This is a genomic window from Pacificoceanicola algae (genome assembly GCF_049341065.1).
In the GTDB taxonomy this organism is placed as follows: Bacteria; Pseudomonadota; Alphaproteobacteria; order Rhodobacterales; family Rhodobacteraceae; genus Pacificoceanicola.
The window spans coordinates 264087-287646 of the sequence record NZ_JBMPIX010000003.1; the positions used below are offsets into that span (position 1 = coordinate 264087).

The window sequence follows — 23560 nt, forward strand, 5'->3', positions numbered from 1 at the left end:
GCTCGGGTTTCTTTGGGCCACAAATACCTCGGGGTCCGGGGCAGAGCCCCGGTCGCCCTCCAATATGCCGCGTCCCCGTGTCAGCGCTTCGACTAAAGTGCGATCTCCAGCACAACGGGCACGTGGTCCGACGGCTTGTCGCGGCCGCGTACCTCCTTGTCGATGGTGCAGGACACCATCAGGTCCGCCGCCTGCGGTGTCAGCAGGAAATGGTCGATACGAATGCCATTGTTCCGCTGCCAAGCCCCCGCTTGGTAATCCCAGAAACTGTAGTGTCCCGGCGCCTGAACCTGCGCGCGAAATGCCTCAGTGAACCCGAGGTTGAGAATGCGGCGATAGGCGGCGCGGCTTTCGGGTAGAAACAACGCGTCCTGGATCCAAGCTTCGGGTTTGGCCGCATCTTCGGCCTGCGGGATGATATTGTAGTCGCCGGCCATCAAGGCTGGCATCTCCATGGCCAGCAGATCGCGCGCCCGTGCTTCCAGCCGCTTCATCCAAGCCAGTTTGTAGTCGTATTTAGGGCCGGGTGCGGGATTTCCATTGGGCAGATACAGCCCGCACAGGCGGCAGGCATGCGTGTCGCCGACCACCGTTGCCTCTATCCAGCGTGCTTGCTCATCGTCACTGTCACCAGGCAGACCACGGGTGACGTCCTCTAGCGGCAGCTTTGACAGAATTGCGACACCGTTGAAGCTCTTTTGACCATGGGTTTCCACATTATAACCCCGGTCTTCAAAGGGTTCCCGTGGGAAGGCCTCATCCACCGACTTGATCTCTTGACACAAAACAACATCAGGCTGCGCCTCATCCAGCCAGTCTGTCAGCGCATTTAGCCGGGCTTTGACCCCGTTTATGTTGAATGTGGCGATTTTCACAGGCGGACTCCCTTTTCCATTTCGCCAGACTCCCGGCTTTTGACCAAAGATTCAAGCGGCAGAAATTCGCCCGAACGGGCAGATTTCGGCGCTCTTGGGTCAAAATTTTCGACGTTGGACAGCGCTTGAACACCGATTCTTTGGAACGATTCGGAGCTTTGCAACTTTGCAAACCGGCGTTGCGTTGCAAAGAAATATGTTATCCACAGAAAAAAATTCCCTGTGGATAAACCGAAAAGTGGTTCTGATTAGCGTCAGTGTGACACGATTTTGATGTGAATAATTGCGGTATTAAACAACCTTAACAAGAATTAACTTTTTTGCAAACGCGTTTTGCTTGCAACTCGAAAGGGCATATCACGCAAACCACTCGAGGAACACGACAATGACCGCACAACGTAAGCACAGGATTGCTAAAGAAACCCTTTCCATCAACGGTGCATCCAGCCTGTTCGAGGGCGACGCAGTCGAAAGCTGCATGTCCTGGTCGGGCCCATCTGGTCATTCCATGGACGCAGGTGACGCTGTTGAGAGTCTGATGTCCTGGTCCGGTCCGTCGGACACCCGCGCTGAAAACGGCGACGCCGTCGAAAGCTTCATGAGCTGGTCCGGCCCCCGCGATACCCGCGCCGAAAACGGCGATGCGGTCGAAAGCTTCATGAGCTGGTCTGGCCCCCGCGATACCCGCGCTGAAAACGGCGATGCGGTTGAAAGCTTCATGAGCTGGTCCGGCCCCCGTGACACCCGCGCTGAAAACGGCGATGCGGTTGAAAGCTTCATGAGCTGGTCCGGCCCCCGTGACACCCGCGCCGAAAACGGCGATGCGGTTGAAAGCTTCATGAGCTGGTCCGGCCCCCGTGACACCCGCGCCGAAAACGGCGACGCGGTTGAAAGCTTCATGAGCTGGTCTGGCCCGACCGCCACCCGTTCCGAGAATGGCGACGCAGTTGAGGCGTTCATGTCCTGGTCCCACCCGACCAAGGCCTGATCCCAAGCTGAACCCGGGCGGGGCGGATAAGCCGCCTTGCTGAACCCAATTCTCAGGAAGGAGACATCTCATGAGCAATGTCATCGAACTGGCCGTCCCGTCCCGGATTATGCCCCTGGAGGCGCGGGTTACTGCGCTTCTGGCCCTCTTTGCCCAACATCGACGCACCGGCGAAGATGTGTTCTGGCTCAAAGAGAACGCCGAAATGCTGAACATCCTGCAAAGCACAGGTTTGCCCACGCCGCCCGAGGCGTTGGTGGTGCACGCAGGGTTCTACACGCAGGCCGAAAAACGCCTGCGGTTCTTTCCGCAATATTACCGTTTCATCCTGTCCTTGGCTCTGGATCTCGAGGATCTGGGGATGCCGGGGGAGCAGGCCCAGAAGATGGTCGATTTCGCGGCCAGCGAAGGGCTCGCGCAGGCGGAAATGTCTGATCTGCAACGCGCCGAGGCGCGCCGCCTGATGGGGCGCCGGGGCGTTGATCCGGTGCGCGATCCGGGCTTGGATGACCGCCTGCTGGCCTTCATGCACCGGACGGCAACCTTTGCCTTGCCGAACAAGAAGGCCGCCTATGAGCTGACGCACATCATTTTCTACCTAACCGAATATGGCAGCCGAAAGGTCGACCTCGGCGCCGAGGTTGTGACGAGCCTGCATTTCGCCGGGTTGACTGCTTTTCTGGACCAGAACGCCGACCTGCTGGCCGAGATTTGCATCTGCATGCACTATCTGGGCGAAACGCCTCCGCCGGTCTGGACAGCCTGGCTGCGTCAGGAAACCGCGTATTTCAGCGTCGAAGAAGGGCCGAGCGTTTCGATCAACGACAACTACCACGATTTCCTGATCTGCAACTGGCACGAGGCCGTCATCGGTGGCCCGGTCTTCCGCAAGGCCTTTGGCGAAGGCCGGATGCGCTTTGACAAGGCGCCGACACAGACCGTGGCGCTGCGCGAGATCTCACAGGCGATGTTGGCATTGGACGATGCGCGGGTTGGCGATTGGCCGATCATGCGGCGGCGTATGGCCGACACGGTGTCTGAACAATCGCTGGACATGCTCGAGATTGCCGCCTCGACCAGCCAGCATTTCGAAGCCTATTTCGAAGGGTTCGCCCGGGCAGGTGGCCAATGAACCCGTCCATCGTTGGCGCCGCGCTCGCCGTCTTGTTCACCGGCATGATTGCCGCTGCGGACGGGATCACCAAACTGGTCTCGGGCAGCTATGAGGCCCCGCAGCTTTACGCGCTGTCGGCCGGTCTGGTGGTCTTGATGTCGGCCGGGGCGACCCGGATGTCCAAGGGTGAAACCCTGCGGATCAAGTCGGTCAAGGCCATGGCTTTGCGCAGCGCGCTGACCGTGGTGGCGGCGGTTGCCTTCTTTCAGGCCTTCCGCCTTTTGCCGTTTGCCGATGTCTTCCTGTTCATCGGGTTGATCCCACTGATCGCAGCCGCCTTGTCTGGCCCGATGCTGGGCGAGACGCCGCGCCCCCTGGCCTGGATCGCTCTCAGCCTTGGTGCCGGGGGCGTTCTGTTCCTGCTGCCGGGCGGGATCAGCGGCGCGCAGGCCGGGCACTTGTGGGCTGTTCTGGCGGCGCTCAGCGGGGCCACGTCGATGCTGTTGTCGCGTGTGATCGCCAAGGTTGAGCGCGCACCGCTGGCGCAGGTCTTCTGGCCAAACCTCGGGCTTGCCCTTGTGATGGCGGTTGCACTGCCCTTTGTCTGGAAGCCGATGGGGTTGATGGACGGGGTCTGGATCGTGGCCTACGCCGGTTTCCTGTTCGGTGCGCGCTATGTGTCCGCCGAAGCGATGCGCCTGCTGCCGGCCTATGTCGCCATGCCGGTGATGAACGTGCAGTTCGTCTGGATGGTGGGGATCGGCATCTTCGCTTTTGGCGAAGTGCCCAGCGTCGGCACAGTTCTGGGCGTCATGCTGGTCATCGCGTCTGGCCTGTGGCTGGTTGCAGAAGAAACCCTGCTTAAACCCGCAGCCCAAAAAGCTTAATTCTGATCCATCACGTAAGCCGCCCCTTGCAAGGGGCGGTTTTCACATGGAAAACGAGGTTCCGCACCCGCAAGAGCTGGTGGCGTTTGGGTTTTCGATGACAAAGCGCGCGCCGATCAGCTCTTCGGTGAAATCGATCACGGCGCCGGACAGGAACGGCAGCGACACCGGGTCCACGACCACGCGCTGACCTTTGCCTTCCAGCACCACATCTTCGGCCTCGGGATCATCGAGGCGGATATCATACTGAAAGCCCGAGCACCCGCCGCCTTCGACGGCAACGCGCAGGGCTTTTCCGTCTTCTCCGGCGCCGATCTCGGCAAGCCGGTCAAAGGCGCGATCCGTTACTTTCGGCGGCAACTGCATGGTATGGGTGTCCTGTGCTTTATCTTATCTTCTGGCTGGAATATATGTGCAGCAAGGACAGGCGACAAGGATACATAAGTCATGGGTGCAGGTTTTGCCTGCGATCCCGCGCAAGCGCGCGGTCGATTGATCGCAGAAGAGGAAAGTGCCTTTCGGTCGTGTTTTCAACGGGATCGGGACCGGATCATCCATTCCTCGGCCTTTCGGCGCCTGAAACACAAGACACAGGTTTTTGTCGAACATGAAGGCGATTTCTATCGCACCCGGCTGACCCATTCGATCGAGGTCGCGCAGGTGGCAAGAACGATCGCTAACGCACTGGGTTTGAATACAGATTTGACCGAGGCGGTGGCGCTGGCGCATGACCTAGGCCACACGCCTTTTGGCCACACGGGCGAGGATGCCTTGCACGCGCTCATGGCGCCGTATGGCGGGTTTGATCACAATGCGCAGACCCTGCGGATTGTCACCAAACTTGAGTGCCATTACGCCGAATTCGACGGTCTCAACCTGACATGGGACACGCTGGAAGGGATCGCCAAGCACAATGGCCCGGTCCATGAGCCGATCCCTTATGCGCTGGCCGAATACAACGCCCGGCACGATCTGGAATTGCACACCCACGCAAGCGCCGAGGCGCAAGTTGCCGCGCTGTCTGACGATGTGGCTTATAACAACCACGATCTGCACGACGGTTTGCGCGCTGGGTTGTTTACCGAAGACGAGATAGCGGAACTGCCGATCGTTGGCCCGGCTTATGCCGAGGTCGACCGACTCTATCCCGGCATTGATTCCTATCGCCGCCGCCATGAAGGGTTGCGCAGGGTCTTCGGCGCCATGGTGTCGGATGTGATCGACACATCCCGTGCGCGGCTGGAGGATGCGGGATGCACCTCGGCGCAGCAGATCCGCGAGCTTGGCCATCCGGTCATCGCCTTTTCAGACAGGCTTTGGGCCGAGTTGCGGCAGATCCGCGATTTCCTGTTCGCCAATATGTACCGCGCGCCCACCGTCATGAAGCAGCGGGCGCTGGTGACCAAGGTCGTCGAGGAACTGTTCCCGATCTACATGGCGGACCTGACGCTTTTGCCCAAACGCTGGCATGGCGAAGCGATGGCGGCAGAGGATGACACCATGCGCGCCCGTCTGGTGGCCGATTATGTGGCCGGGATGACGGATCGCTATGCACTGCAACAACATGCGCAGTTCACCGGCACCGACATCTTGCACGACGGCAGTTAGGTCTCTGGCACCATTGAAATTTTTGGGTATGGTATGCCGTAGCAAAGTGGAATTACCGTGTTCAGTGTTTCAAGGTTCAAAGACAAGGTGGCTGTCGTGGCGGGGGCCGAGCACCCGCTTGGCGTATCTCTCGTGCGGCGGCTTGCCGGATTTGGCGCGACCGTCGTGGCCATCGGCTCGGACGAGGGCCATCTCAGAGCATTGGCCGCTGAGCGCCCCAAACGCATAGAACCGCTGCCTTTGCAGATCGGCGGAAGGGATGTTCTGCGCCTGTTGCAAGAGGCATGGGCCGATGAACCGCTTGATATGTATATTGATATCTTTCCGCTGTGCGAGGCGATGGCGCTGGCTGAAACGCGCGACGTCTTTTCGCGCAGCGCCAGCCTTGCCGCGGCCTTCGCTCCGGGGATCCGGGCAGGCCGTGCGCAGGCCATTTTGACTTTTCCGCAAGAAGGTGTCGGCCCAGCAGATGATCGCGATGCGCGGGCGGCGGGCTTTGCCGCAATGGTGCGCCATTTCGATGACAAAACCGCTCCGGGCCGTTTCCTTGGCGTGGCGATGCTCGAGCAGGGCTGTGACTGGACCGGGGCCGATTGCCTGTCGGCTGGGGATGCCATCTTGATGCTGTGCCACCCGATTTCGCGCGGCGTGCGGCCCGGATCAATGGTGGAATGGTCCGCATGATGGGAACCATTCCCGGCCAAAGACGTTTGCAGCCATTGACCCGGGTGAACGTTTCAAATCCGGCCGGGCGCGCTATTTCGCATCGAAAGACCCGAATCCGGGGCAGAGGGGACACAAACAAATGGCAATAGCAGCAAGCGCAGGCGGGTTGGACCCAGTCCTGGCCTTTTCTCTGGTGGGCGGTTTGGGTGTTGGCAGCCAATGGCTGGCATGGAAGCTGCGTCTGCCAGCGATCGTGCTGATGCTGGCGGCGGGTCTGATCATCGGTCCCGTTCTGGGCATTCTGACCCCGTCCGAGCAATTCGGAGACATGCTTTCACCGATGGTGGCCATCGCCGTGGCAATTATCCTCTTCGAAGGCGGTCTGACGCTGAACCTGCACAGCTTGCGCGATGCGGCGGTTGGGGTGCGCAGGCTGGTCTTTATCGGTGCGCCCTTGGGGTGGCTGGTCTCGGCGCTGGCTTTACATCTGGTCGCGGGACTCAGCTGGGAAAGCTCGGCCGTTTTCGGCGGTATCATGATTGTCACTGGGCCAACGGTGATTGCGCCCTTGTTGCGGCAGGCGCGCCTGTCCAAACGCCCCGCCCAACTGCTGCAATGGGAGGCGATCGTCAACGACCCGGTTGGCGCACTTGCGGCTGTCTTGGCCTTTGAAGTGGTCGTTGTCCTTGAAACCGCAACCGGCGGTGTCCATGCGGTGCAACAACTGGTGACCGGGATCGCCGTTGCCAGCGCCCTGGGGCTGGCCGCAGGCTGGGGAATCGCGCGGGCCTTTCGCCAAGCCTATGTACCTGAGTACATGAAGGTTCCGGTCTTATTCGTTGTTCTGATTGGTGTTTTTGCGATATCGGATTCGGTCCTGCACGAAAGCGGTTTGCTGGCCGTGACCATCATGGGGCTTTGGATCGCCAATGCCGATCTGCCCAGCTATGCCGAGCTGCGCCGCTTCAAGGAACACGCCACCGTCCTTCTGGTTTCGGGCGTGTTTATCCTGTTGGCCGCGGGTATGAGCCTTGAGACTCTTATGACGCTGGACGCCAGTGCCGCGCTGTTTGTGGCGGCGGTGATCCTGGTCGCGCGGCCGTTTCCCGTTTTGACCGCGCTGGCTTTTTCCAACGTGCCGTGGCGCGAACGTCTGTTGGTCGCCTTTACCGGGCCGCGCGGGGTGGTGCTGGTCGCCGTGGCGGGGTTGTTTGGCGAACGTCTGGTCGAGATCGGCATCGAGGATGCCAGCCGCATCGCGCCGTTGGCGTTCGCCTTGGTCGCTGCGACAGTCGTCTTGCATGGCTTTACCCTGACACCTTTGGCCCGTGCCCTTGGGTTGACGGCAAGCAGCGCACCGGGGGTGATGATCCTTGGCGGCTCGCGCTGGTCCGTTGCGCTGGCCGAAGCGCTGACAAAGCTGGATCTGCCAGTGACCATCGCCGATCCCAATCATGCCCACCTGCGCGCCGCCCGCGAGGCGGGGATCAACACCTGGTTCGGGGATATCCTGTCCGAAGCCGCCGAGCACAAACTGGAACTGGCCGCCTATGAAAAGCTGGTCTGCGCCACCGATAATGACGCTTACAATACCTTGGCGGCCACCGACCTTGCTCCGGAATTTGGCCGCGAGCATGTTTACCAGCTCAAGCGCGTCAAACACGCCTCCAGCCGTCATTCTTTGCCTGCGACGCTGGGCGGGCGGGCCATTGGCGGCGATCAGACATTTTTCGAGGCCAACGCCCGGCTGGCCGAGGGGTGGGAATTCCGCGTCACACAGTTGACTGAGGAATTCACCTTGGACGACTGGCGCGAAAAGAACCCCGAAGCGGTGGTGACCGCAGCGCTTGGGCCCAACGGCACCCTGCGTCTGCTTGGCCCCAAGGATGAGATCCGCGCCAAGGACGCAGGTCAGCTTTTGGCTCTGATGCTGGCACGCGACGAGCGAAAAGAGGCGCAATTGAACGGTGGACAGGCGGGCGGCTGACAGCCAAGGGGCAAAGCTGGATTTGACCCCGCCCGCCAGCGTGATACAGGAGGCGCAACACGTTGGAGCAGCCTGACATGAACCTTTTTACCGATATCCGCACTCTGGTGATTTCCTCCATCGAGGCAATGCAATCCGAGGGCACCTTGCCCGCTGGCCTGAACCTTGGTCCCGTCACGGTCGAACCGCCGCGCGACGCCGCCCATGGCGACATGGCGACCAACGCCGCGATGGTACTGGCCAAGCCTTCGGGGCAAAAGCCGCGCGACATTGCCGAAGCTCTGGCCGCCAAACTGGCCGAAGACGACCGTATCGCCAGCGCCGAAGTGGCCGGGCCGGGCTTCCTGAACCTGCGGCTTGCGCCTTTGGTCTGGCAGGGGCTCCCTGCCGCGATCCTCAAGGCGGGCCGGGATTTTGGCCGCTCGACCGTGGGGCAGGGCAAGAAGGTGAACGTTGAATATGTCAGCGCCAACCCGACCGGCCCGATGCACGTCGGCCACGCGCGCGGCGCCATCGTGGGTGATGCCATTGCCAGCCTGCTGGATTTCGCGGGCTGGGACGTGACCCGAGAATATTACATCAACGATGGCGGGGCGCAGGTCGATGTGCTCGCGCGGTCTGTCTATCTGCGCTATCTCGAAGCGCATGGCCGTCAGGTGGAATTTGCCGATGGCACCTATCCCGGCGACTACCTTGTGCCGGTCGGTCAGGCGCTCAAGGACAAGGTAGGAGAGGCCTATGTCGACCAACCCGAAGAGGTCTGGCTGGTCGAGGTGCGCAACTATGCCACCGCCGCCATGATGGATCTGATCCGCGCCGATCTGGCCGCTTTGGGCGTGCACATGGACCACTTCTTTTCGGAAAAGTCGCTTTATGGCACAGGCAAGATCGAAGCGGCGATTGATAGCCTGCGCGCCAAGGGCCTGATCTATCGCGGTGTGCTAGAGCCGCCCAAGGGCAAAAAGCCGGAAGATTGGGAGCCGCGCGAACAGACGCTGTTCAAAAGCACCGAACACGGTGACGATGTCGATCGCCCGATCCAGAAGTCGGACGGCGCCTGGACCTATTTCGCCCCGGATATCGCCTATCACTATGACAAGGTGACTCGCGGCTTTGATCTGCTGATCGACATCTTTGGCGCCGATCACGGCGGCTATGTCAAACGGATGAAGGCAGCGGTTTCGGCGCTGTCTGACGGTAGGGTGCCGCTCGACATCAAGCTGATCCAATTGGTCAAGCTGTACAAGAACGGTGAGCCGTTCAAAATGTCCAAGCGGGCAGGGACCTTTGTGACCCTGCGCGATGTGGTGGATATGGTCGGCGCCGACGTGGCGCGCTTCCATATGCTGACTCGCAAGAACGATGCGCCTTTGGATTTCGACTTTGACAAGGTGGTTGAGCAGTCCAAGGAAAACCCGGTGTTTTACGTGCAATACGCCCATGCCCGGATCTGTTCGGTTCTGCGCAAGGCTGCTGAGCAAGGCATTGATATTTCGGACGAAACGCTTTGCGCCGTCGAACTGTCAGGCATGACGCATGAATCCGAGCTGTCGCTGGCCCGCAAGCTGGCCGAATGGCCGCGCCTGATCGAGATTGCGGCGCGTGGCAACGAACCTCACCGTGTCGCAACCTACCTGTCCGAAGTGGCCGCAGACCTGCACGGCTTGTGGAACCGGGGTCATGACGAACCGGCCTTGCGCTTTCTGCAGGACGATCATGCAACATCTCAGGCCAAGATTGCGCTTGCGCGTGCCACGGCGGTTGTCATTTCCGCCGGCCTCGCTATTTTGGGCGTCACCCCGATGGAGGAAATGCGCTGAGATAAGGCGCCCCCAACGCGGGCATTTGGCAGAGCAGCAGATTTGGGCGGCAACGTACCGCCTGAACGAGACGAGGCAAAATGACCGATTACACCTATCACGGTGCCCGTACTGTGGCACCCGAGCCGCGCGATATGGCGTCCTTGGCGAATTGGGCGGGGGCGGCCGTGTCTTTGGCTTTGGTCGTCGGCGTCGGTGTCTGGGGCTACAAGGTTCTGGCGCGCGACGTCTCGGGCATTCCGGTGGTGCGCGCGACCGCCGCGCCGATGCGCGAGGCGCCGGAAAACCCCGGTGGCACACTGGCGGATCATCAGGGGTTGGCCGTGAACCGCGTGGCAGGCAGCGGCACAGCCGCGCCGCCCGCCGATCGTCTGGTTCTGGCTCCGCGCCCTGCCGGGCTCAGCGAAGATGACGTGGCGCAGGGGCTTTTGGCCTCAATCCGACCCCGGCAAAGCGCGCCGCGCCCTGTAGCCGCGCAACCCGCACCCGATCTGTCTGCGCCAGCCATGTCCGAACCGATTGCTCCCGACGATCCGATCCAGGCGCTGGCCAATCAACTTGCCGCTGGCTCCACCCCGCTAAGCGAGCTTGCTCCGACTGAGGTGCCAGAAGCTGAGCAGGCTGCGCTGGACACCGAAATCGCGCCCGCCCCGCCACCCGAAGAAGCCACTGCCGTCGAGGCGCCAAAGCCCGGACCGGGACTTGCCCGTTCCTTGCGCCCGCATCTGCGTCCCGGAGGGATCAAGACCGCCTCTTTGACCTCGGTTGCACCCGATCAGATCGCCGCCGCCGTCGCGCAGGCCGATGCCAATGAGATCGACGCGGCCTCGCTGCCAAATGGCACCCGGCTTGTGCAGATCGGCGCCTTTGACAGCCCCGAAACCGCCCGCGCGGAATGGAAACGTCTGGAAGGGCGCTTTGGCGATTACCTTGAGGGCAAGGATCGCGTCATCCAAAAGGCAAGCTCGGGCGGGCGCACCTTCTACCGGCTGCGCGCCCACGGTTTCGAAGACCTGTCGGATGCACGCCGTTTTTGCGCGGCCTTTGTGGCGCAAAATGTCGATTGCATCCCCGTGGTCACCCGGTGACACGACTTGGCGCAGCGATCCTTGGCTGTGCGGGAACGCAGCTACGCGACGAGGAAAAGCGTTTCTTTGCAAAGGCTAATCCCTTTGGCTTCATCCTGTTTGCGCGCAATCTGGAGACCGCAGAGCAAATCCGGGCCCTGACGTCGGACCTGCGGGCATCGGTGGGCTGGAACATCCCGATCTTCATCGATCAAGAAGGCGGCAGGGTGCAGCGGATGCGCGCGCCTTTGGTGCGCAACTGGCTGCCGCCTCTGGACGATGTGGCTCGGTTTGGGGCGCAGGCGGCGCGCGCGATGCGCCTGCGGTACCAGATCATCAGCGCCGAACTTCTCGGCCTTGGCATCGACGGCAATTGCTCTCCGGCGCTGGACGTTGCACGCCCAAACACCCATGCGGTGCTGCGCAACCGGTTGCTGGGGGACACCGTCGAACAGGTCACGCGACTTGGCCGCGCCGTGGCGCAGGCTCATCTCGACATGGGGGTTCTGCCGGTCATCAAACATATGCCGGGCCATGGGCTTGGCACACTCGACAGCCACCTTGAACTGCCCCGCGTCAGTGCCCCGCGCGCCGAGTTGGACGCGGTCGATTTCGCCGCCTTTGCCGCTTTCGCGGACATGCCACTAGGCATGACCTGCCATCTGGTATTCGAGGCGATAGATCCGCGTCCTTCGACCATCTCGCCAGTGATGATTGATCTGATCCGCAGCCAGATCGGCTTTGACGGCTTTCTGATGACCGATGACATCTCGATGCAGGCCCTGTCCGGTACGGTTCCGGAACGTGGCGCGGCGGCGCTGCAGGCAGGCTGCGATGCGGTTTTGCATTGTAACGGCGATCTGGCGGAAATGCAGGCGCTGATGGATGTCCTCGACCCGCTGTCAGATGCCTCCCAAATCCGCGCAGAGCGGGCGCTTGCCGCGCGGAAAACCCCTGCTGCTGTTGACATATCCGGGCTGGAAGCCGAGTTTGAGGCCCTAAGCCTTGAGCATCCCATTCATGACTGACAGCCAAGACCTGTTTGACCAATCCCAGACCGTAGAAGCGCGCCTCGCCGCCGAGGCGCTGGTTGTTGATGTGGACGGCTTCGAAGGTCCGCTTGATCTGCTGCTCAACATGGCGCGGGTGCAAAAGGTCGATCTGCGCAAGATCTCCATTCTTGATCTGTCGCGGCAATATCTGACCTTCGTGGAAAAGGCCAAGGAACTGCGCATCGAACTGGCGGCGGATTATCTGGTGATGGCCGCGTGGCTGGCGTTCCTGAAATCCCGTCTGCTGCTGCCGCCGGATCCGACCGAGGACGGGCCATCGGGCGAAGAACTGGCGGCACATCTGGCCTTTCAGCTTGAGCGGCTTCAGGCGATGCGGCAGGCGGCGGCGCAACTGATGGCGCGTGACCAGTTGGGCAAGGATTTCTTTGCCCGCGGCCTGCCGGAAAAGATGGAGCGTGTGCGCAAGGTCCATTACACCGCAACGCTGATCGACCTGATGCAGGGCTATGCGCGCATCCGCACCCGCGATGAATTCCGTCCCTTCGTGATGGACCGCAACAACGTGTATACCATGGAAGAGGCGCTGGACCGGCTGCGCGGCATGATTGGATTTGCCGGACAATGGACTGATATCCAAAGCTATCTGCCCGATGGCTGGGACGGCGACCCGGTGCGCTGGCGCTCGGCCACGGCGGCGACCTTTGCGGCCTCGCTGCAACTGGTTAAAGAGGGGCAGGCGGAGCTGAAACAATCCGAAAACTTTGCCCCCATCCAGATGCGCCGACGGGAGAAGCCGCGTGACTGAACAGCCGCTTGAGAGCCCCGAGAGCGGGGGCGACGCGTCCGCTCCGGTGCGCGACACCCTCTTCGCCGCGCCCCCCATGGGCGAGCAGGAACGCATGGTCGAAGCGATCCTTTTCGCCACCGCCGAACCTGTCACCGTTAAGGAATTGAATGACCGGATGCCGCATGGCTGCGACGCCGCCGAGGCCCTTGTCTACCTTCGTAAACGCTATGAGGGGCGCGGCGTGCATGTGGTCAAGATCGGCGATGCCTGGGCAATCCGCACGGCGGGCGATCTGGGGTTTCTGATGCAGCGCGAAACCGTCGAGCAGCGCAAACTGTCCCGGGCGGCGATCGAAACGCTGGCTATCGTGGCCTATCACCAACCGGTCACCCGCGCCGAAATCGAAGAAATCCGCGGTGTCAGCGTCAGCCGGGGAACCGTGGACCAACTGCTTGAAATGGAATGGATTCGCTTTGGTCGTCGGCGGATGACACCGGGGCGTCCAGTGACGTTTGTTGTCACGCAAAACTTCCTTGACCACTTCGGTCTGGAATCGGCGCGCGATCTGCCCGGTTTGGCCGAACTGCGCGCCGCTGGACTGCTTGAAAGCCGCCCCTTGCCCAGCGGATCCCCGCAACCGGGCGAAGGTGATCTGGATATCGAAGAAGAGACCGACGAAGGCCAGAGCGAGCTTTTCGAAGATTAATCAAACTCCAAAGATTGCACCAAAACCGTTGTCATACTCATCGCTGCGTTCTGCCTTGTAGCTTGAGGAGGTTTTCACTGGGTCGATACAGCTTCTTGTTGGGGGCCAAACATTTTTATCGGTGAAATGTCACTGACCACTATGCTGTTTTCGCCTATCCTGCAGAGCGATATTGGCGGGCATCTACTGCGCTTGCGGCTCCGCGAACTGGTCGTCAAGATGCATGCAGGTCGGCGAGATAGGCGGGCCGGGATCGCGTTATTTTGGGCGGATGGGACGCGCTTGGTTGGTCACTTTTTGTCGTAAAAGCACGAAATCGTGCGTGAATAGCCCGAAATCCGGCACAATTGGCTGTCATCTTGATGTCAGGCAAAACAGGCAGGACAAGATGGATATTGGCAGATTGGTTGAAATGATCCTTCGCCGCGTGATTGGACGATTGGTCAACAAAAGCGTCGATGCGGGGCTGAACCGTGCGGCTGGCGCTATCGGCGGCGAGGGCGCTCAGCGGCAGGCCAAGGCCGCGCAGAAAAGCGTTCGCAAGGCACGTCGTGCAGCCCGAATGGCGCGACGCATGGGTAATCTTTGAAAGATTACAGTCCTTTGGACGCCGCGAAATGTTTCGAGAGTTTCAGGCCTTGACCTTGATAGTTTGAAGAAATCCCCGCGCCATAAAGCTGCTGGGGCACTTGTGACATGCGCTCATAGACCAGCCGACCGACGATCTGCCCATGCTCCAGAACAAAGGGCGCTTCGTGGCAGCGCACTTCAAGCACGCCGCGCGCGCCGGTGCCGCCAGCATGTTCATGACCAAATCCGGGATCGAAAAAGCCTGCGTAATGCACGCGAAACTCGCCAACCATCGCCAGATAGGGGGCCATCTCGGCGGCATAACCCGGCGGGATATGCACGGCTTCGCGGCTGACAAGGATGTAAAAGGCCCCGGGGTCCAGCACCAGTTGGCCGTTTCCGGCATAAAGCGGATCCCAGAACTCGGCCGGGTCATAGTGGCCGATCCGGTCCAGATCGATCACACCGGTGTGCGGCTTGGCACGAAAGCCAACCAGCTCGCCGCCCGAGGGTTTCAGATCGACCGAAAAGCCAAGCCCTTCGCCGATGACCGCAGGGCCACCGCTGACCAAAGTTTCGCTTTCGTGCAGCTCGGTCAGTTCCGCGTCCGACAGAACCGCGCGTCCATCACGAAAGCGGATCTGGTTCAAACGCATTCCCGGTCGAACCAGCACCGAAAACGAGCGCGGACAAATCTCGGCATAAAGCGGGCCGGTATACCCCGGTGCGATGCGGTCAAACTCGGTGCCGCCATCGGTGATGACCCGCGTCAACAGATCGAGCCGCCCGGTTGAGCTTTTGGCATTGGCGATTGCCTGAATGTCGTCGGGCAGGGCAAGCCGCTCCATCAAGGGAACGACATAGACGCAGCCCTTTTCCAGCACTGCGCCGTCGCTGAGATCAATCCGGTGCATTTCGAATTCATCGACCCGGGCGGCCACGCTGCGACCGTGGCCCGCAAGAAAAGAGGCCCGCACCCGATAGGCCACCCGGCCAAGGCGCAAATCAAGGCTGGCCGGTTGTACCTGGCCTTCCAGAAACGCCTCTTCAGCGCCAAGCGCGCCGCGGTCGATCAATGCTTCGATCTGCTGGCTGGCCAGAACTCCGGTCATGCGAGGGTCCCCTTTTTCGTCGCTTGCCCGCTTCATTAGCAAGCCTTTGCTGCGGATTGGAGCGAAAAAGGACGGAAACCTCGTCAAGATCGGGTTTTTCGATAACTGGCGAGTCGCTTGCGCAAGCCGCGGCAGAAACGTCGTAGACGTTTCGCGGAGAATATTCATTTCTCGGGGAAAGACCCAAATGGGTCAGAGTTATTGGTCGGGCTAGCAGGACTCGAACCTGCGACCTTCCGTCCCCCAGACGGACGCGCTACCAGGCTGCGCCATAGCCCGACTAATGAGGTGTGTCATACTGTTTTTCCGGGCAGGAGCAACCCCCGATCTGGAAAAACTTTCACCCCTTAAAGATTAGATTGGATGTGTCAACTTTGCGTTCAAGGCGCGTAGAGCCGGAAGTTGCGCCGTGAGCGCCAGAACCTGCGCGTCAGACAGGGATTCCAGCTGCGCAAGGTGGCTCAGGGGCCCGGGTTGGGGGGGGGCAGGGATGCTGTCGGGGACGTCTGGAAATGCGTTTTGGGTGAAGTCGGGCAAATCCAGCGGGCGCGTCGTGATGCCGGGTTGGTCCTGATGAACCTGCTCGTCAGCCGCTTCCGACGCGGCAGAGTCTTCGACCGGGGCGTCGCGATCAAGCGGGTCGGGCTCGGTCAGAGATTCGGCGTGATGTGACGCAGATGCGAAGGATGGAACCGGCTCAACATCCGAAGGCGCTCTCGCATAAATTTCTTCTGCCTGCTCAGTATCTTCTGCAGATTCGTCAACAGGCATTTGCAGCGGATCAGGGGCAGTGTGCGGGACAGGCTCTCTGTCATTTTCATAGGGTTCGGCGTTATCCACCGTCGGGGTCGGTTCAGACTCCGGTTCCGGATCGAATTGCGCAACGGGCATGTCGACCGCGTCTTCGACCTCGGAGACTTCAACTTCCGGTAGCGAAGAAAGGGGGGCATCCTCCGTCTCTTGCTGCGGTTCGTCCTCAGCTGTGCCAAAGGGTTCGGGCGCTACTTCAATCGGTGTCTCGTCAGTCGCGGACGGGGGCTCATTTGCCGTGAAGCTTTCGACAGGTTCGACACTTTCAGGCTCGGCTTCAGGCACCGCGGTGTCGTCGGCCAGTTCCGATACCTGCACGTCCTGGGCATGCGTATCTTCGGGATCGGCAGGGAATGTGGTGCCGTCATCTTCTGGCGGGAAAAGGTTCCCGACAGGTTCGCGGTTGAAGGCAACGACCGTATCGGTCGGCGCGTCCATATCCACCTCGATATAGGGGGCGTCCTCGATGATGTCTGGGCTGTCGTCCTCGCCCTCGACGTGATGCGTGGAGAGTGAAGAAACGTGACGAACGCCTTGTTCCCGAAGGACTTTTTGCACGCCCTTGATGGTCATTCCATCATCGTGCAACAGCTTTTTGATGCCGCCCAGAAGTACCATGTCAGCGGGGCGATAATAGCGCCGTCCGCCGGCGCGTTTGACCGGTTTGACCTGGGTGAATTTGCTTTCCCAAAAGCGCAGAACATGGGCTGGCGTCTCCAGCCAATCCGCCACTTCCGAGATGGTCCGGAAGGCGTCGCGGGATTTCGCCATAAGTCAGTCCTCAGCGTTTGTTGCCAGCGGCGACCTGTTCTTTCATCAGGTGCGACGGTCGGAAGGTCAGCACGCGGCGCGGCTGAATCGGCACTTCTTCACCCGTCTTGGGGTTGCGGCCCACGCGGGCAGCCTTTTCGCGGACCGAAAAGGTTCCGAAAGAAGAGATCTTGACCTGTTCGCCGTCAACCAGCGCATCGGACATCAGTTGCAGGACCGATTCAACAAGTTCCGAACTCTCGTTCCGCGAGAGTCCCACTTCTTGAAACACGGCTTCGCTCAGATCCATCCGGGTCAGTGTCTTGTCACTCATCTTCGTCCCTCCCAAGGTTTGGGGCAGGATAGGCGCAGCGCAAAAGCCAAGTCAATATCAATGACTTGGCGAAGCCCTCTCAGACGTGTCGAATGGCGGTTACCAGCGCAAAACCACGGCGCCCCAAGCCAGACCGCCGCCAATTGCCTCGGTAACGAGCACATCCCCTTCGCGAATCTGCTGACGGGACTTGCCGACAGACAGCGCCAGGGGAATCGATGCCGCCGAGGTGTTGCCATGATCCTGAACGGTGACGATGACGTTTTCCATCGGCAGGCCCAGCTTTTTCGCGGTGCCTTTGATGATGCGGATGTTGGCTTGATGCGGCACGACCCAGTCGATCTCGGACGCGGGCATGTTGATCTTGTCCAGTGCGGTGGTGGCCGTGGCGGCCAGCTTTTCAACCGCGTGGCGGAACACCTCTTTGCCCTGCATGCGCAGGAAGCCGGTGTTCTGAGTCGCGACCCCGCCGTCGACATACAGAATGTCGCGGAAACGTCCGTCGCTGTGCAGATCTGTCGACAGGATGCCGCGATCGGCATTGCTGCCGTCGCCTTCCTGCGCCTCAAGGATTAGCGCGCCTGCGCCGTCGCCGAACAGCACGCAGGTGCCGCGATCGGTCCAGTCCATGATCCGGCTGAAGGTTTCGGCGCCGATGACCAACACCCGCTTGGCCTGACCGGACAGGATCAGCGCATTGGCATTGGCCAGCGCATAGATGAAGCCCGCGCAGACGGCCTGCACATCAAAGGCAAAACCGCGGGTCATACCCAGTTCGGCCTGAACCATGGTGGCGGCCGAAGGGAAGGTCATGTCGGCGGTGGAGGTGGCAAGAATGATCGCGTCCACATCATTGGCCTCGATCCGTGCGTCTTCCAGAGCGGCCCGCGCGGCCCGGGTGGCAAGATCGGATGTGGTTTGACCCTCGGCGGCGAAATGGCGCCGTTCAATGCCCGAGCGGGAACGAATCCATTCGTCAGAGGTGTCGAGCGACTTTTCAAACTCGGCATTTTCGACAACGCGTTCGGGCAGGTAGTGGCCTGATCCGATGACAACGGCTCGTGTGGTCATGATGGTTTGGTGTCCTTTTGCCCGTTGTCTGCCTCGATCCCATCCTGCGCAAGCTCGGCGGCAGAGGCAACCCGTGCGGCCAATCGGTCGCCAAAGCCAGAATCGGCCAGTTCAAAAGCCAGCTTGACCGCCGCCGAGACGCCGGTTGCATCGGCGCCGCCATGGGATTTGACGACGGTGCCGTTCAGGCCAAGAAAAACGCCGCCATTGACCCGGCGCGGGTCGATGCGTTTCTTCAGGCGCCGCAACGACGTCAGCGCCAGCAGCGACGCAAGGCGCGACAGCGGCGAATAGGCAAAGGCTTCGCGCAGCAGATCGCCGATCAGGCTGGCCGTGCCTTCGCCGGTTTTCAGCGCGACGTTACCGGTGAACCCGTCGGTCACGATGACATCACAGCGATTGCCGGGAATATCGCCGCCTTCGACAAAGCCGACAAAGTCAAAGACGCCCTTTTCGGTGTGGCGGCCAATCAGCTCATAGGCTTCTTTCAGCTCGGCGCGGCCCTTGTGCTCTTCGGTGCCGACATTCAGCAAGCCGACGCGGGGGCGCGGCAGATCAAGGCCGTTGCGCGCGTAAGAGGCGCCCATGAGGGCATATTGCAGCAGGTCCTGCGCATCGGCGCGAATATCGGCGCCAACGTCGAGCATGACATTGAACCCTTGCGGATTGCGTGAGGGCCAAAGCACCGCGATGGCAGGGCGGTTCACCCCGGTCAGCTTGCGCAGACGCAGCATCGACAGGGCCATCAACGCGCCAGTGTTGCCACAGCTGACAGCAACCTTGGCTTCCCCATCGCGCACCGAATCAAGCGCGGACCACATCGAGGTGCCCTTGCCGTTGCGCATCACCTGACTGGGTTTGTCCTCCATGCTGACAACACCGGAGGCGTCGCGAATCTCGCAACGGCCATCAAGTATGCGGCGCTTGCTGACCAGCTTTTCAAGCTCGTCCTTGGGGCCATGCAGGAGGAAATCGATCCGCGGGTTGATCTTGGCAGACGCAGAAATGCCGGCGACTACTGTCGCCGGCCCCTGGTCGCCGCCCATGGCGTCGACAGAAATTACAACTCGTTCGTCACCCACCTGCTTGTGATCCTTCAAAGAGGTCATTGAGGAGGGCCTGAGTTGTTAAAGTTTATGCCGCGTCTTCGTCCAGCTCGATTTCGTCGGCGATAGCGACGATTTCGCGCTCGGCGTAGTGCCCGCAAGAGGGGCAGACGTGATGCGGACGCTTCAGCTCACCGCAGTTGTCGCACTCGTTCGGGTTCGCTGCGACCAGAGCGTCGTGGGCGCGGCGGTTGTTGCGGCGCGATTTAGACACCTTGTTCTGTTGGACGGCCATGTCTCAACCTCTATCTCGTAGCGGGGCAGGATCTCTGCCCGGTGATTTGCATTGTGTCCGGCCTCTTAAGGCGAAGCTGTGGGCCAACACAAGTGTTCGTTTCTCATGAAGGCGCGAAAATACGCAGAAAGGTCAAAAGAGCAAGCCGATTCTGCTGTTTATTCGTCTTTGTCCTGCAATTTTTCGCGCAGTGCAGCGAGACCGGCAAAGGGTTTGAGATCTTCGTCCTTCAATGGTGTTGCGCCATCCTGCGTGTATAGCGCTTCGCCCAGTTCGGCATCATCTTTGCGCGGGTAGGTCGGCAGGGCCAGCGACAACGCCTCGGTCATCACTGCCGTCAGGTCGATGACATCGCCAAGCGGCTCCAGCGTGTCATCCTCGGGCATCTCGGTTTCGGCGCCGCTTTCGTCGGCTTCGAGGATCTGCTCTTCGGGTACAAACTGCCGATGCACATCAGTGTCGATGCGCGTCGTCACGGGCTCCAGTGTCACGATACAGGGTTGTATGGCGGTCGCACCCAGCTTTGCATGCAGGTCCCAGCCGCGCCGCCCCTTGGGAGTCAGCTTGCCTTCGAACCGGATTTTGCGCAGGCTGTCGGCGCCGATCTCGCTGGCAAGCGCGGCGCGTTCGGCGGCGTCAGGCTCAAGCAAAAAGGGGGTCTCGCCGTTCGAACGCAGCTCGGAGACGCGCAAACGGCGGCTTTTGGGGGATGGTTTGGACATAAGGTCGGGATTTCCTTGGCTTGAATGCAGAGGCGTCCTTCTGTAATCGGGATACGAGGCTGTTACGGCCAAGGCAAGAGGTGCGGCATGCGCAACGGGATTGGGTCAAAGGTACGATTGGGCGTCGCGGCGCTGGCGTTGTTGGGTTTGGTGGCCTGTTCGACACAATACCGCACACATGGATTCGTTCCCCCGGAAGATGAGTTGCAACAGATTGTACCCGGTGTGGACACGCGCGCCTCGGTCGAGGATCTGATCGGTGTGCCCTCTACCTCGGGTGTGCGCAATGACAGCGGTTATTACTACATTTCAAGTCAGGTGAAGCATTTTGCCTGGCAGCGCCCCGAGGTCGTGGACCGCACGATTCTCGAGATCACCTTCGATCAGGCGGGCGTGGTCGAGAACATCACCACCTATGGCCTTGAGGACGGGCGCGTGGTTCCATTGACGCGGCGCATCACCAGAACCACCGATGGCGACATCAGTTTTGTGCGCAAACTCTTTGGCAACCTTGGTGCGCTCAATCTCAGCGGTCTTGGGGGCGGCTGAGAATCGTCATCTTGACGTCACAGCAATTTGGCACCTCCATGGGGCGCAGTGATGGTGCCGGGTGCGAGATGATCCAATTGACGAAAGGCCGATACCGGGCCCGCATTGCACAAAGCGCTGCGGACCTGAGGGCCGCGCAAAATCTGCGCGGGCTGGCCTTTCATGGAGGACAAGCGCGCGATTGTGACGACTTCGACGACCTGTGCGAACATATTCTGGTCGAAGAGGTGGGCAGCGGCACCCTTGTCTGCTGCTTTCGGTTCTTGCCCATCCCCCACGGCCGCGAGATTTCAAGCAGCTATTCAGCGCAGTATTATGAGCTGTCCAGCCTCGAAGACTTCGATGGGCCGATGGTCGAGATGGGCCGCTTTTGCCTGCATCCCGATTGGACCGACCCGGATATTCTGCGCATCGCATGGGGTATGATGGCCCTCTATATTGACGCCAACGGGGTTGAACTGATGTTTGGCTGCACGTCGTTCACGGGCACCGACGCGCGCGATTATTACGACGCTTTTGCCATGCTCAAGGCCCGCCATCTGGCGCCGACGCGCTGGCTGCCCCGGGTCAAGGCGCCGACGGTCTTTCGCTTTGCCCAGCGTTTGCGCCGCAAACCGGATGCGCAGGCCGCTATGTTGCGGATGCCACCTTTGCTGCGAACTTATCTGATGATGGGCGGATGGGTGTCGGACCACGCGGTGGTCGATGCCCAGATGAATACCCTGCATGTCTTTACCGGGGTCGAGATCGCCGCCATTCCGCCGGCGCGAAAAAAGCTGTTGCGGGCCGTCGCCGGTTGAACCCGCGCGCATCTGGATTGAAGTCTGGTCCATCCAACAGGTGTTTTTCGCAGCGAATATGGCTGGGGATCGCGGTGCGTTGCATGTGATCGGGGATTGACCTTGATGCGGCTCTTGCCTAGCTGGCGGGCATGGCTATTGCACCTCTTCTCCAGCTCACCGATGTTTCCCTCACCTTTGGCGGGGAGCCCGTTTTCGACAATCTGTCGTTGACCGTTCAGCAGGGTGACCGCGTCGCCTTGGTGGGGCGCAACGGGTCGGGCAAGTCGACCTTGATGAAGGTCATGGCCGGACTGGTCGAATCGGATCGCGGCGACCGGGTGGTGCCTGCCGGAATCTCGGTCGGCTATATGGAGCAGGAACCCGATCTGTCGGGTTTCGAGACACTGGGAGAATTCGCGACCTCGGAGCTTGAGGCGTCAGAGCTGTACCGGGTCGAGCGCGCCAGCGAGGGGCTGAAGTTTGATCCGAACCGCCCCGTGGCCACTGCGTCAGGCGGCGAAAAGCGGCGTGCGGCACTGGCCAAGCTGATGGCCGAAGAACCCGACCTTATGCTGCTGGACGAGCCGACCAACCATCTGGACATCGAGGCGATCCAATGGCTGGAGGACGAACTCAAAGCCACCCGCCGTGCCTTTGTCCTGATCAGCCACGACCGCCGCTTTCTGACCGAGTTGACGCGCGCCACGCTGTGGATCGATCGCGGCGCGGTGCGTCGGCAGGAAAAGGGCTTTGCCGGGTTCGAAGCCTGGCGCGACAAGACATGGGACGAAGAAGACACCCAGCGCCACAAGCTGGATCGCAAGATCAAGGCCGAGGCGCGTTGGGCCGTCGAGGGCATCAGCGCCCGCCGGACCCGCAATCAGGGCCGGGTGCGGCGCTTGCAGGAAATGCGCGAGGGCCGGGCGAACCAGATCCGCAGGCAGGGGCAGGCGGCGATGGATTTCGCCAGCGGCCCGAAGTCGGGCAAAAAGGTGATCGAAGCCAAAGGCGTCAGCCATGCCTTTGACGACAAGCAGATCATCCGAAATTTCGACCTGACCGTGCAACGTGGCGACCGGGTGGCCTTTGTCGGACCGAACGGCGTGGGCAAGACAACCTTGATCCGCATCCTGATGGGGGAAATCACACCGGACGAAGGCACGGTCAAGCTGGGCACCAATCTGGTTCCGGCGGTCTTCGATCAGGCCCGTGCGCAGCTGAACCTTGACGCATCGCTTTGGGAAAACCTGACCAGCGACAAGGACATGCGCGTGTCGGGGCAATCCGATCAGGTCATGGTACGCGGCCAGCCGAAACATGTGGTGGGCTATCTCAAGGAATTCCTGTTTGACGAACGGCAGGTGCGCGCGCCTGTGCGCTCGCTCTCGGGTGGTGAAAAGGCGCGGTTGTTGCTGGCACGGATCATGGCGCGGGATTCGAACCTGCTGGTTCTGGACGAGCCGACCAACGATCTGGACGTCGAAACGCTGGATCTGCTGCAGGAATTGCTCGACGATTATGACGGCACCGTGCTGCTGGTCAGCCACGACCGCGATTTCCTTGACCGTGTGGCGACACAGACCATCGCAATGGAAGGGCAGGGCAGGGCCACGGTCTATGCCGGTGGCTGGAGCGATTATCAGGCGCAAAAGGCCGAAGCTTCGCGTCCCGCCGCGGCGCCCGACAAACCCAAGGACAAAGTGCGGGCAGGGGGCGGTCAGCCGAGTGAACCTGCGGCGCAGAAATCCGGCCTCAGCTATACCGAAAAGCACCGTCTGGAGGCGCTTCCGGGGCAGATCGATCGCTTGACCGCCGAGATTGCCAAGCTTGAAGAGTTCATGGCCGACCCCGAGTTGTTCACCCGCGAGCCGGTCAAATTCCAGAAGGCGACCGAAGCTTTGGTGGAACGTCAGGAGGCGCTTGCCAAGGCCGAAGAAGACTGGCTCGATCTGGCGGAACGGGCCGAAGAGGGCTGACACCCGGCGGGGCGCGCTTTGGGTT

The 23560-nt window shown here is 60.9% G+C and carries 24 protein-coding genes and 1 tRNA gene; 15 read left to right on the plus strand and 10 right to left on the minus strand.

What is annotated here, in order from left to right; genetic code table 11:
• Positions 1 to 92: 92 nt before the first annotated feature.
• Positions 93 to 875: an exodeoxyribonuclease III gene (xth, locus tag ACOYQJ_RS06215; RefSeq protein ID WP_422905140.1), complete on the minus strand. Its 783-nt coding sequence runs from the start codon at positions 873 to 875 to the stop codon at positions 93 to 95.
• Positions 876 to 1260: 385 nt separating this feature from the next.
• On the opposite strand from xth, the gene ACOYQJ_RS06220 reads away from it, so the two are divergent.
• From ACOYQJ_RS06220 to ACOYQJ_RS06230, 3 genes are all read left to right on the plus strand, one after another.
• Positions 1261 to 1863: a hypothetical protein gene (locus tag ACOYQJ_RS06220; protein WP_422905141.1), complete on the plus strand. Its 603-nt coding sequence runs from the start codon at positions 1261 to 1263 to the stop codon at positions 1861 to 1863.
• A gap of 70 nt (positions 1864 to 1933) precedes the next feature.
• Entirely contained in the window at positions 1934 to 2995 is a 1062-nt protein-coding gene (locus tag ACOYQJ_RS06225) for a DUF6902 family protein (protein ID WP_422905142.1), read from the plus strand.
• Positions 2992 to 3864 carry a DMT family transporter gene (locus ACOYQJ_RS06230; RefSeq protein WP_422905143.1) on the plus strand — a complete coding sequence of 291 codons (873 nt, stop codon included), beginning with the start codon at positions 2992 to 2994 and terminating at the stop codon, positions 3862 to 3864. Before ACOYQJ_RS06225 ends, ACOYQJ_RS06230 begins: the two co-directional genes overlap by 4 nt.
• 42 nt (positions 3865 to 3906) lie before the next feature.
• Here ACOYQJ_RS06230 and ACOYQJ_RS06235 read toward each other — a convergent pair whose 3' ends face one another.
• Entirely contained in the window at positions 3907 to 4230 is a 324-nt protein-coding gene (locus ACOYQJ_RS06235; protein WP_422905144.1) for a HesB/IscA family protein, read from the minus strand.
• Positions 4231 to 4311: 81 nt separating this feature from the next.
• Here ACOYQJ_RS06235 and ACOYQJ_RS06240 point away from each other — a divergent pair, with 81 nt between their 5' ends.
• From ACOYQJ_RS06240 to ACOYQJ_RS06280, 9 genes are all read left to right on the plus strand, one after another.
• The gene (locus ACOYQJ_RS06240) at positions 4312 to 5472 is read left to right on the plus strand and encodes a deoxyguanosinetriphosphate triphosphohydrolase (RefSeq protein ID WP_422905145.1); all 1161 of its coding nucleotides are present in this window, start codon (positions 4312 to 4314) and stop codon (positions 5470 to 5472) included.
• Positions 5473 to 5529: 57 nt separating this feature from the next.
• Positions 5530 to 6156: a hypothetical protein gene (locus ACOYQJ_RS06245; RefSeq protein ID WP_422905146.1), complete on the plus strand. Its 627-nt coding sequence runs from the start codon at positions 5530 to 5532 to the stop codon at positions 6154 to 6156.
• Positions 6157 to 6277: 121 nt separating this feature from the next.
• Complete coding sequence (locus ACOYQJ_RS06250; RefSeq protein ID WP_422905147.1) at positions 6278 to 8125, plus strand: cation:proton antiporter; 1848 nt, start codon at positions 6278 to 6280, stop codon at positions 8123 to 8125.
• Between the two features lie 77 nt (positions 8126 to 8202).
• Positions 8203 to 9945, plus strand: coding sequence for an arginine--tRNA ligase (gene argS / locus ACOYQJ_RS06255; RefSeq protein ID WP_422905148.1), 1743 nt, complete (start codon positions 8203 to 8205; stop codon positions 9943 to 9945).
• An 80-nt stretch (positions 9946 to 10025) separates the two neighbouring features.
• Positions 10026 to 11033, plus strand: coding sequence for an SPOR domain-containing protein (locus tag ACOYQJ_RS06260; protein ID WP_422905149.1), 1008 nt, complete (start codon positions 10026 to 10028; stop codon positions 11031 to 11033).
• Positions 11030 to 12040 (plus strand): glycoside hydrolase family 3 N-terminal domain-containing protein, encoded by a 1011-nt coding sequence (locus ACOYQJ_RS06265; protein ID WP_422905150.1) that lies wholly within the window; start codon positions 11030 to 11032, stop codon positions 12038 to 12040. The genes ACOYQJ_RS06260 and ACOYQJ_RS06265 overlap by 4 nt, the downstream gene beginning before the upstream one ends.
• Complete coding sequence (locus ACOYQJ_RS06270; RefSeq protein ID WP_422905151.1) at positions 12033 to 12830, plus strand: segregation and condensation protein A; 798 nt, start codon at positions 12033 to 12035, stop codon at positions 12828 to 12830. The genes ACOYQJ_RS06265 and ACOYQJ_RS06270 overlap by 8 nt, the downstream gene beginning before the upstream one ends.
• A gap of 76 nt (positions 12831 to 12906) precedes the next feature.
• On the plus strand, positions 12907 to 13518 hold the full coding sequence (scpB, locus tag ACOYQJ_RS06275) for an SMC-Scp complex subunit ScpB (RefSeq protein ID WP_422905319.1): 612 nt from the start codon (positions 12907 to 12909) through the stop codon (positions 13516 to 13518).
• A 223-nt stretch (positions 13519 to 13741) separates the two neighbouring features.
• Positions 13742 to 14107: a hypothetical protein gene (locus tag ACOYQJ_RS06280; protein WP_422905152.1), complete on the plus strand. Its 366-nt coding sequence runs from the start codon at positions 13742 to 13744 to the stop codon at positions 14105 to 14107.
• Positions 14108 to 14111: 4 nt separating this feature from the next.
• Here the strand turns inward: ACOYQJ_RS06280 and ACOYQJ_RS06285 are convergent, their stop codons facing one another.
• From ACOYQJ_RS06285 to ACOYQJ_RS06320, 8 genes are all read right to left on the minus strand, one after another.
• Positions 14112 to 15200, minus strand: coding sequence for a 2'-deoxycytidine 5'-triphosphate deaminase (locus ACOYQJ_RS06285; RefSeq protein ID WP_422905153.1), 1089 nt, complete (start codon positions 15198 to 15200; stop codon positions 14112 to 14114).
• Positions 15201 to 15402: 202 nt separating this feature from the next.
• Positions 15403 to 15479, minus strand: a tRNA-Pro gene (locus ACOYQJ_RS06290).
• A 75-nt stretch (positions 15480 to 15554) separates the two neighbouring features.
• Positions 15555 to 16781, minus strand: coding sequence for a MerR family transcriptional regulator (locus tag ACOYQJ_RS06295; protein ID WP_422905154.1), 1227 nt, complete (start codon positions 16779 to 16781; stop codon positions 15555 to 15557).
• A gap of 10 nt (positions 16782 to 16791) precedes the next feature.
• Complete coding sequence (gene ihfA, locus ACOYQJ_RS06300; protein WP_422905155.1) at positions 16792 to 17094, minus strand: integration host factor subunit alpha; 303 nt, start codon at positions 17092 to 17094, stop codon at positions 16792 to 16794.
• Between the two features lie 99 nt (positions 17095 to 17193).
• Complete coding sequence (locus ACOYQJ_RS06305; RefSeq protein ID WP_422905156.1) at positions 17194 to 18165, minus strand: beta-ketoacyl-ACP synthase III; 972 nt, start codon at positions 18163 to 18165, stop codon at positions 17194 to 17196.
• Positions 18162 to 19274, minus strand: coding sequence for a phosphate acyltransferase PlsX (gene plsX / locus ACOYQJ_RS06310; protein WP_422905157.1), 1113 nt, complete (start codon positions 19272 to 19274; stop codon positions 18162 to 18164). The genes ACOYQJ_RS06305 and plsX overlap by 4 nt, the downstream gene beginning before the upstream one ends.
• A 25-nt stretch (positions 19275 to 19299) precedes the next feature.
• Positions 19300 to 19506, minus strand: coding sequence for a 50S ribosomal protein L32 (gene rpmF / locus ACOYQJ_RS06315; RefSeq protein WP_422905158.1), 207 nt, complete (start codon positions 19504 to 19506; stop codon positions 19300 to 19302).
• A 158-nt stretch (positions 19507 to 19664) separates the two neighbouring features.
• Positions 19665 to 20228, minus strand: a complete 564-nt coding sequence (locus ACOYQJ_RS06320) for a YceD family protein (RefSeq protein WP_422905159.1) — start codon at positions 20226 to 20228, stop codon at positions 19665 to 19667.
• 87 nt (positions 20229 to 20315) lie between these two features.
• Between ACOYQJ_RS06320 and ACOYQJ_RS06325 the strand changes: the two genes are divergently transcribed.
• The 3 genes from ACOYQJ_RS06325 to ACOYQJ_RS06335 all read left to right on the plus strand — a co-directional run bounded on the left by ACOYQJ_RS06325 (position 20316) and on the right by ACOYQJ_RS06335 (position 23535).
• Positions 20316 to 20777 carry an outer membrane protein assembly factor BamE gene (locus tag ACOYQJ_RS06325; RefSeq protein ID WP_422905160.1) on the plus strand — a complete coding sequence of 154 codons (462 nt, stop codon included), beginning with the start codon at positions 20316 to 20318 and terminating at the stop codon, positions 20775 to 20777.
• 68 nt (positions 20778 to 20845) lie between these two features.
• Positions 20846 to 21577, plus strand: coding sequence for a GNAT family N-acetyltransferase (locus ACOYQJ_RS06330; RefSeq protein ID WP_422905320.1), 732 nt, complete (start codon positions 20846 to 20848; stop codon positions 21575 to 21577).
• Between the two features lie 131 nt (positions 21578 to 21708).
• Positions 21709 to 23535, plus strand: coding sequence for an ABC-F family ATP-binding cassette domain-containing protein (locus ACOYQJ_RS06335; RefSeq protein WP_422905161.1), 1827 nt, complete (start codon positions 21709 to 21711; stop codon positions 23533 to 23535).
• The last annotated feature ends 25 nt before the right edge of the window (positions 23536 to 23560 follow it).

What these genes read in the sequence shown, in the direction of transcription:
- ACOYQJ_RS06335 (WP_422905161.1), top strand. Translation starts at nt 21,709, where the DNA reads ATGGCTATTGCACCTCTTCTCCAGCTCACCGATGTTTCCCTCACCTTT.
- ACOYQJ_RS06220 (WP_422905141.1), top strand. Translation starts at nt 1,261, where the DNA reads ATGACCGCACAACGTAAGCACAGGATTGCTAAAGAAACCCTTTCCATC.
- ACOYQJ_RS06330 (WP_422905320.1), top strand. Translation starts at nt 20,846, where the DNA reads ATGATCCAATTGACGAAAGGCCGATACCGGGCCCGCATTGCACAAAGC.
- ACOYQJ_RS06225 (WP_422905142.1), top strand. Translation starts at nt 1,934, where the DNA reads ATGAGCAATGTCATCGAACTGGCCGTCCCGTCCCGGATTATGCCCCTG.
- ACOYQJ_RS06235 (WP_422905144.1), bottom strand. Translation starts at nt 4,230, where the DNA reads ATGCAGTTGCCGCCGAAAGTAACGGATCGCGCCTTTGACCGGCTTGCC.
- argS (WP_422905148.1), top strand. Translation starts at nt 8,203, where the DNA reads ATGAACCTTTTTACCGATATCCGCACTCTGGTGATTTCCTCCATCGAG.
- ihfA (WP_422905155.1), bottom strand. Translation starts at nt 17,094, where the DNA reads ATGAGTGACAAGACACTGACCCGGATGGATCTGAGCGAAGCCGTGTTT.
- scpB (WP_422905319.1), top strand. Translation starts at nt 12,907, where the DNA reads ATGGGCGAGCAGGAACGCATGGTCGAAGCGATCCTTTTCGCCACCGCC.
- ACOYQJ_RS06270 (WP_422905151.1), top strand. Translation starts at nt 12,033, where the DNA reads ATGACTGACAGCCAAGACCTGTTTGACCAATCCCAGACCGTAGAAGCG.
- ACOYQJ_RS06285 (WP_422905153.1), bottom strand. Translation starts at nt 15,200, where the DNA reads ATGACCGGAGTTCTGGCCAGCCAGCAGATCGAAGCATTGATCGACCGC.
- ACOYQJ_RS06295 (WP_422905154.1), bottom strand. Translation starts at nt 16,781, where the DNA reads ATGGCGAAATCCCGCGACGCCTTCCGGACCATCTCGGAAGTGGCGGAT.
- ACOYQJ_RS06305 (WP_422905156.1), bottom strand. Translation starts at nt 18,165, where the DNA reads ATGACCACACGAGCCGTTGTCATCGGATCAGGCCACTACCTGCCCGAA.
- ACOYQJ_RS06230 (WP_422905143.1), top strand. Translation starts at nt 2,992, where the DNA reads ATGAACCCGTCCATCGTTGGCGCCGCGCTCGCCGTCTTGTTCACCGGC.
- ACOYQJ_RS06250 (WP_422905147.1), top strand. Translation starts at nt 6,278, where the DNA reads ATGGCAATAGCAGCAAGCGCAGGCGGGTTGGACCCAGTCCTGGCCTTT.
- ACOYQJ_RS06325 (WP_422905160.1), top strand. Translation starts at nt 20,316, where the DNA reads ATGCGCAACGGGATTGGGTCAAAGGTACGATTGGGCGTCGCGGCGCTG.
- plsX (WP_422905157.1), bottom strand. Translation starts at nt 19,274, where the DNA reads ATGACCTCTTTGAAGGATCACAAGCAGGTGGGTGACGAACGAGTTGTA.
- ACOYQJ_RS06280 (WP_422905152.1), top strand. Translation starts at nt 13,742, where the DNA reads ATGCAGGTCGGCGAGATAGGCGGGCCGGGATCGCGTTATTTTGGGCGG.
- ACOYQJ_RS06240 (WP_422905145.1), top strand. Translation starts at nt 4,312, where the DNA reads ATGGGTGCAGGTTTTGCCTGCGATCCCGCGCAAGCGCGCGGTCGATTG.
- rpmF (WP_422905158.1), bottom strand. Translation starts at nt 19,506, where the DNA reads ATGGCCGTCCAACAGAACAAGGTGTCTAAATCGCGCCGCAACAACCGC.
- ACOYQJ_RS06260 (WP_422905149.1), top strand. Translation starts at nt 10,026, where the DNA reads ATGACCGATTACACCTATCACGGTGCCCGTACTGTGGCACCCGAGCCG.
- ACOYQJ_RS06320 (WP_422905159.1), bottom strand. Translation starts at nt 20,228, where the DNA reads ATGTCCAAACCATCCCCCAAAAGCCGCCGTTTGCGCGTCTCCGAGCTG.